Below are 6224 nucleotides of genomic sequence, written 5' to 3'. Positions count from 1 at the left end.
TAGGTATAATATTGTGTGCCGTCTTTCCGGCTTTTGATAGTCGTCCTTCGTATATACATGGAGCTGATTATGCGCACAGTTACAATAGAAAATCAACAATTATTTAATTTTATGGCACTACATTCGCCATGATTAAAAAATCTCTACGTAACGTGCTGAAATTATAGTAAGCTACTTTACGTAGGGCCATAAAAACTAAGGAATAATGGGCGTTTTGTCGTTTTTTTTCGAAAAAATAGGTTAGTATCAACCCGGTGCAGACAAGGTATCTCTATTTTCCTACATCGGTATTACCCGCATCAGGTTCCAGGGTTATGCGCTGCAAGCCCCGGGTTGTCAATAGCCCATCTTTGTATCAGGCGTTACCCCACACAGCAAATACAGGATCCGAGGTGTAGCGCTCACGAATATGCGGATCATCCCAGGGTCGAGGATATCCCCGAATGGTTTCTGTATGCAGATTGCTTAGTTCAGCATTCATGCACATTTTCAAGACCAGACCCAACCGCTCAAACGGATGCATCTGACCCCAGACAGCAATCTGTTTACCGGGAAACCAGCGGTCGGAAAAGGATATGATGAAAATCCCGTTCGGGGATAAAACCCGCCTTACCTCCTGCAATACCGCCACCGGCCGTGTGAGGTACTCGATGGAGGCAGTGCAGATCACGGCATCAAAACTGTTGTCATCCATGGGCAGTTTGGGTGTTTGATTGAGATCCTGAACAAGCCGGGTGTCAAGTTTAGCGTTTGCATCCAGCTCCTCGGCATTCATGCCAAGCCCTTTGACGTGGCAATCTGACAAGGTATCCGGTAAATGAGAATCCCAGCTGGACATCAGGTCCAGTATCCGGTTGCCGGGCTTTAAAAGCTTGCCGTATCGTTCACGAATGTGTTCCCGGGCACAGCTGTCCAGATGCGGTACCATCCTTGGATAGCTGTAAAAATCGCTGTCAGGCTGGTTGTTTTCCCTCGGCAGGGGCGATTGACCAAGGCTGATGTTATATGCGTTTTGGCAGAGGCGCTGCATTCCCGGACCGTCTTTGGTGATGACCTCGGAAATATCCTGGCAGGTCCCACCCCGCTCGGCACCGGCAATTTTTCGTGACAACATCCGGGCATGAACGCTGATGGGGTATTGCGCCAGGGGATGATTGCTGTCGGCGGTAATCATTTCATTTTCCATGGCAATAATGCGAAAGGGGGTGACGTTCTGTGGGAAACAGTTCAGGGCTTTATGCGCATAGCCGCTTGGATAAAAGCGCCCGACTTCTGCCGACACCGGAAACGGTGACTGGGAGCTGTCAAACCCATTTTGGTGGAACTCAATGATTTTCCGGGAAGAAAACCCCGGCACCAGTTCACCGGCAGAAAAATCCACCCGGCAATTCTCCCCGGCTTTCATTTGTTTAATCGCTTGTTCAAGTTTTTGTGGAAAAAAATCCCGCCAGAAATCAATTGCCAGCAGATAGGTAGTATCTGTATGGTGTGCATCACCACTGTCCCAGTTCAGGGAAAACTCAATGGCTGCTGTATCTTTAACGTTCATTGTCAATTCCTTTTACTTTTTTTGTGAATAACGTTGAAGGGCAATAAGGCGCGCTTTGGCATGATCCACGATGGGAGGCGGGTATGCGCTCTGTGTGCTGCCCTTCCATGTCCACGGACAATGGACATAACGGTCCGGCACCGCCTCCAGCTCAGGAATCCAGGCCCGGACAAACCGCCCGCCGGGATCAAATTTTTTCCCCTGGCTGACAGGATTGAAGATACGAAAATAGGGCTGGGTATCACAGCCGGTGGATGCAGACCACTGCCAGCCACCGTTATTGGCGGGGAAATCGCCATCCACCAGATGGCGCATGAAATAGGCCTGGCCATGACGCCAGTCAATGTGAAGATCCTTGGTCAAAAAACTTGCCACAATCATGCGCAGCCTGTTGTGCATCCAGCCGGTCTGATTGAGCTGGCGCATGGCCGCATCAACGATGGGGTATCCAGTTTTACCCGCCTGCCAGGCTGCAAGCAGTTCCGGATTGTCGTCCCATACAAGCCTGTCGCCCCAGGCATGGAAACAAGCCTGCCGACTAAGGTCCGGGATAAAAAACATCAGGTGATGATAAAAATCCCGCCATAACAGTTCATTTTTCCACGTGGTACCGCCCCGGCTCTGTTCTGCTGAAATCACGCCGGCCAGACACATGCGTGACGACACTGCCCCAATGGCAAGATAGGGGGAAAGACCGCTGGTTCCGGCAACAGCCGGAAAGTCCCGCTCCTGGTCATAGACGTTCATGGGGCCTGTACAAAAATCCGTTAACTTTTTTTGGATGGCTTTTGTGCTCACATGATATGCCCTGCTGGACACTCTGGGATAGCTGAAGGGCTGTTCCGGTGAAAGGATTTGACTTTGAATATCCGAAGGCAGTTCAGCTTTAGTCACGGGCTGCAGCGGCATCAAAGACGGCACAAAACCTTGCAGGTGCTCACTGCAGGCTCGGGCAAAGGGCGTAAACACTTTGTAATACGTTCCCTGACGATTAAGAACCGTGCCTGGGGGACACAGGCAGGTATCATGGCAGGCCTGGGTCTTGCCGCCCTGTATGGACATCAATGTTTCGACCAGCTTATCACGGCGGTTTTCGTTGAGCGGGTATTCGCAATTAAACCACAGCGTGTCTACCTGTAGACGATCAGCCGTAGCGGCCACGCATCTTGCTGCCGCATCATAATCTTTTGCCTCTGTGTACAAAAGATCAATGTTCAGTGCCTGCAGATCTGTTTGAAGGGCAAAAAGCCGTCTATAAATAAGATCGGCCTGGATTGGGGCCATATCGTGCCCTGCCCATTGATCCGGGGGGGCCGTAAATATCGCGACCACCGCCTCATTATGTGCCCGGGCAAAGCTGACCGCACCATGCAGGGCCGTATTGTCCTGGATTCGCAAATCCCGCCTGAACCAAACCAACTGCATGACAAGCTCCTTTTTATTATTTTTTAAGTTCAGCACCACACAGGGTTTTAATGACCGTGGATGCGTGAAAATGGTCGGCATCAAACAGCCGGCTAAGTTTAATGATATCCTGCTGCTGCTTTTTTGTGGGCACCCGGTTGGCAAATACGGCCAGATGTTCATACGTCTGAAGACGCGCATGATCAACAAGGCCTGAAATATGTTCAACGCCGTCCAGCAGGGTAATCTGCAGCCCCTGGCCGGCCATGGAGACCAGCCAAAGCCAGGCGGCAAGGCTGCCGGGAGGATCCAGGCTGATGGCAAGACACGGTATCGAGGCGGACTTATTTTCAGATCGGATCATTGCACTCAGACGGCTGATTAGTAGGAACTGCAGCAATGCCGCGGCCACAGAACCCTGTTGGCGTTTCCACTGCCCCAATGCGTCAATGACAGGCAAAAAGCATTGACGTACAGCGATATTTGGCGGGTACTCCCGGCATATGCGATTGACAATATTTTCAGCCCGCCTGCTGTTTAAGTCGGCCAGCGCCTGCAGCAGATCATCTGCGGCTGCAAGGGGTTCATTCGACTGCCCAGGGGCCGTCTCTTTTCCGGAACCCGAAAGCAGACCTTTGACTTTTCCGATGGAGACCCCGCGCTCCAGCCAGCGGCATATTTCCCGGATGGTCTCAATCTGAGCCGGACTGTACAGGCGATGCCCTTTGGCGTTTCGTTCCGGTGTAATCAAGTGGTATCTTCGTTCCCAGGCACGCAGAGTCACGGGTTTAACACCGGTGAGCTCTGCAGCTTTGCGAATAATAACACCGCTACCGGTCTGCCCATCCAGACCGGTCACAATATTCTTCGGCTTGTCCCGGCAGGCCCTTTGTTTGTTTAAATTTTGATTATCAGCGTCCATAACAAAATGCCAACGCCCTGGGATACGGATTGCTGATATCAGTGGGGATAATATCTTGCCCCATAATGTCTCTCCAACGAAGTGTTATACAAAAAAATTCCATGTACAATAGATAATGCAGCAGAATATGCTTTACAAGTATTTTTTTTGTACAACATAATTCTTACAGCTTATCGTGACACCAACCAGAGACATGGTGCTTATTCACCCTTTTAAAATACATATTTATCCGGTATTCATATAGGGAATGTTATGTATAACAAAGCAACACGAATCGTTCTAACTTATAATCTTATAGTATTCATTCCGTTAAGCAGGTTATAATGGACTTTTGAAAACGGTACGCAATTTTAAGCACGCTGGGTCAAATGGGATAATTCAGAAGTACACAATGACTTAAATACTAAACCGTCAACAATTTAAAAAGGAAATTAACCATGAGAGCAAAAATACAAGCAGGCATCATGGCCGCTTTCACGGCAGACGCGTTAGCTTTGGGCGCACACTGGGTTTACGACATCGCCCAGATAAAAGACAAATACGGACGCCTGGATTTTATGGTAGCGCCGGAAATCGCACCGTTCCATAAAGGAAAAAAGAAAGGCGATTTCACCCATTATGGAGATCAGATGTTCCTGCTGCTTGAATCCCTTGCATATTGCTCAGGCTTCGATCTGGACAATTTTTCAACCCAGTGGAAGGCGATGTTTGAGGATTATAGAGGTTGGGTCGACGGCGCCACCAAGGAGACACTGGCCAATTTAGAAGCGGGAAAGTCACCCCAAAAAGCCGGGTCAGGCTCAACGGATTTAGGCGGTGCCTCCCGGATGGTTCCACTGGCACTTTTTTATGGGGAGGACCGTGAGACGTTTATGGCAAATGCAGAGACACAAACCGCAATGACCCACAATCACACCCAGGTTATACAGAGCGCCCGTTTTTTTGCAAGCGCTGCAATAGAGGCGGCTGAAGGCAGAAAACCGCTGGATGCCCTGGAAATGGCCCAAAAAGAACTTTCTTCAAATTCTCCTATCTACCAGATGATCACAGATGGTCTTGAAAGTGTCGATAAAGAGACAACACAGGCCATCGCAGGTTTCGGCCAGATGTGTGAAACCCAGGCCGCCCTGCCCGGCACGATTCATCTGATCTCCAAATATTCCAATGATCTGAAAACCGCAATGGTTGAAAATGTCATGGCCGGCGGGGATTCTTCTGCCCGGGGCATTTTGTGTGGGTTTATCCTGGGAATATGTAACGGCATGAATGCCGTCCCGGAACAGTGGATAAAAGAGATGCGGCTGGCAGATAGAATCCGGTCCTTGGCGGGAATAACGAAGTAACGGCCATGGGCCGACCGGATTTATCACCACCATAGCGCGTCCAACACCCCAAAATGAAAGTAACTTAACAACTTATCTGTACTTTCATATGACGACCACGGGCCGTCCTTGGTCTATCGACACCGAGGCTTCGGCCCACAACAAAGACAGAAAGAATCCAGTTGCTTGCTGGAAACTTTCTTATAAAAAACCTTCCCAATTGCATAAAATGCCATGCAATTGGAGTTAAAAATAAATCAACATAAACGCAGCATCTTAATTGCCATCAAAAAATCCGATATCGGGATTTGACTTCAAAAAGAAAACCGACATGTGTGATAGTAACGATGTGGGAAAACACGCCAGACCGGGGGGGATGAACCGGCGGGATTACTCGGCGGCCATGCCCAGGCACAAGCCGCGCCCACCGTCAAAGTGGCAGAGCGGCTCATTACCTTGAACGTCAACGGGCGGCAGGCCTGAAGATTTCATTGTCAGCGACGGACAGGTGATGAGCTTTGCCGATACGGCCGGAGAAGTCACCTCTCCCCAGATCCGCAACCAGGGAACACTGGGCGGAAATATCTCACAGGACACCCGCTGCTGGTACTATCTGTAGCCCGGAATATCAAACCCCAGGACTCTGAATAATGGGCGTTTTCGGTTCTGTTTATACTTTAATAAGATTTGGATCTTGATACAATCAATAACAGAAGTAGTCAACATCCCTTTCAATAATGGCTTTGGGCCTGAATGATACCATTATGTTGCGAGCTGGCCTAACCAACTGAATTTAAAAGCTTTTTCTATCAGGTGCCTTGCAAATCAATATTGTATTGAAATTCAACACGTTAAAAACAATTTTGAAAATTTTAAAAATCAGTGGCAACATAATTTTTTGTTTTACTACACACCCCTCCAAGGCTAGCAAAAGCTGCTTCAGTGGTTTATAAACTGTCAAGCCAGGCAAGGATTTCAGCACTATTTTCCCAGTCGATCAACTCATCAATTTTTTTGTCATGAGTTA

At 49.0% G+C, this 6224-nt stretch carries 5 protein-coding genes; 2 read left to right on the top strand and 3 right to left on the bottom strand.

Translation table 11 applies throughout. The features are described 5' to 3' along the window. Positions 1 to 355: 355 nt before the first annotated feature. Genes B147_RS0104850 through B147_RS0104840 form a run of 3 tightly spaced genes read right to left on the bottom strand, consistent with a single transcriptional unit; the run spans position 356 to position 3875 of the window. Positions 356 to 1549 carry a class I SAM-dependent methyltransferase gene (locus B147_RS0104850; RefSeq protein WP_020586115.1) on the bottom strand — a complete coding sequence of 398 codons (1194 nt, stop codon included), beginning with the start codon at positions 1547 to 1549 and terminating at the stop codon, positions 356 to 358. A 12-nt stretch (positions 1550 to 1561) separates the two neighbouring features. Continuing rightward, complete coding sequence (gene phrB, locus B147_RS0104845) at positions 1562 to 2974, bottom strand: deoxyribodipyrimidine photo-lyase (RefSeq protein WP_020586114.1); 1413 nt, start codon at positions 2972 to 2974, stop codon at positions 1562 to 1564. A gap of 16 nt (positions 2975 to 2990) precedes the next feature. Continuing rightward, on the bottom strand, positions 2991 to 3875 hold the full coding sequence (locus B147_RS0104840) for a MerR family transcriptional regulator (RefSeq protein WP_020586113.1): 885 nt from the start codon (positions 3873 to 3875) through the stop codon (positions 2991 to 2993). A 437-nt stretch (positions 3876 to 4312) separates the two neighbouring features. Here B147_RS0104840 and B147_RS0104835 point away from each other — a divergent pair, with 437 nt between their 5' ends. Both B147_RS0104835 and B147_RS31645 read left to right on the top strand, forming a co-directional pair. Beyond that, positions 4313 to 5218: an ADP-ribosylglycohydrolase family protein gene (locus tag B147_RS0104835; protein WP_020586112.1), complete on the top strand. Its 906-nt coding sequence runs from the start codon at positions 4313 to 4315 to the stop codon at positions 5216 to 5218. A gap of 490 nt (positions 5219 to 5708) precedes the next feature. Continuing rightward, the gene (locus tag B147_RS31645; RefSeq protein ID WP_020586111.1) at positions 5709 to 5816 is read left to right on the top strand and encodes an FAD binding domain-containing protein; all 108 of its coding nucleotides are present in this window, start codon (positions 5709 to 5711) and stop codon (positions 5814 to 5816) included. The last annotated feature ends 408 nt before the right edge of the window (positions 5817 to 6224 follow it).

The sequence above is a fragment of the Desulfobacter curvatus DSM 3379 genome (assembly GCF_000373985.1).
Lineage (GTDB): Bacteria > Desulfobacterota > Desulfobacteria > Desulfobacterales > Desulfobacteraceae > Desulfobacter > Desulfobacter curvatus.
This window is presented reverse-complemented; position numbering and strand designations above follow the sequence as displayed.

What these genes read in the sequence shown, in the direction of transcription:
- B147_RS0104850 (WP_020586115.1), bottom strand. Translation starts at nt 1,549, where the DNA reads ATGAACGTTAAAGATACAGCAGCCATTGAGTTTTCCCTGAACTGGGAC.
- phrB (WP_020586114.1), bottom strand. Translation starts at nt 2,974, where the DNA reads ATGCAGTTGGTTTGGTTCAGGCGGGATTTGCGAATCCAGGACAATACG.
- B147_RS0104840 (WP_020586113.1), bottom strand. Translation starts at nt 3,875, where the DNA reads ATGGACGCTGATAATCAAAATTTAAACAAACAAAGGGCCTGCCGGGAC.
- B147_RS0104835 (WP_020586112.1), top strand. Translation starts at nt 4,313, where the DNA reads ATGAGAGCAAAAATACAAGCAGGCATCATGGCCGCTTTCACGGCAGAC.
- B147_RS31645 (WP_020586111.1), top strand. Translation starts at nt 5,709, where the DNA reads ATGAGCTTTGCCGATACGGCCGGAGAAGTCACCTCTCCCCAGATCCGC.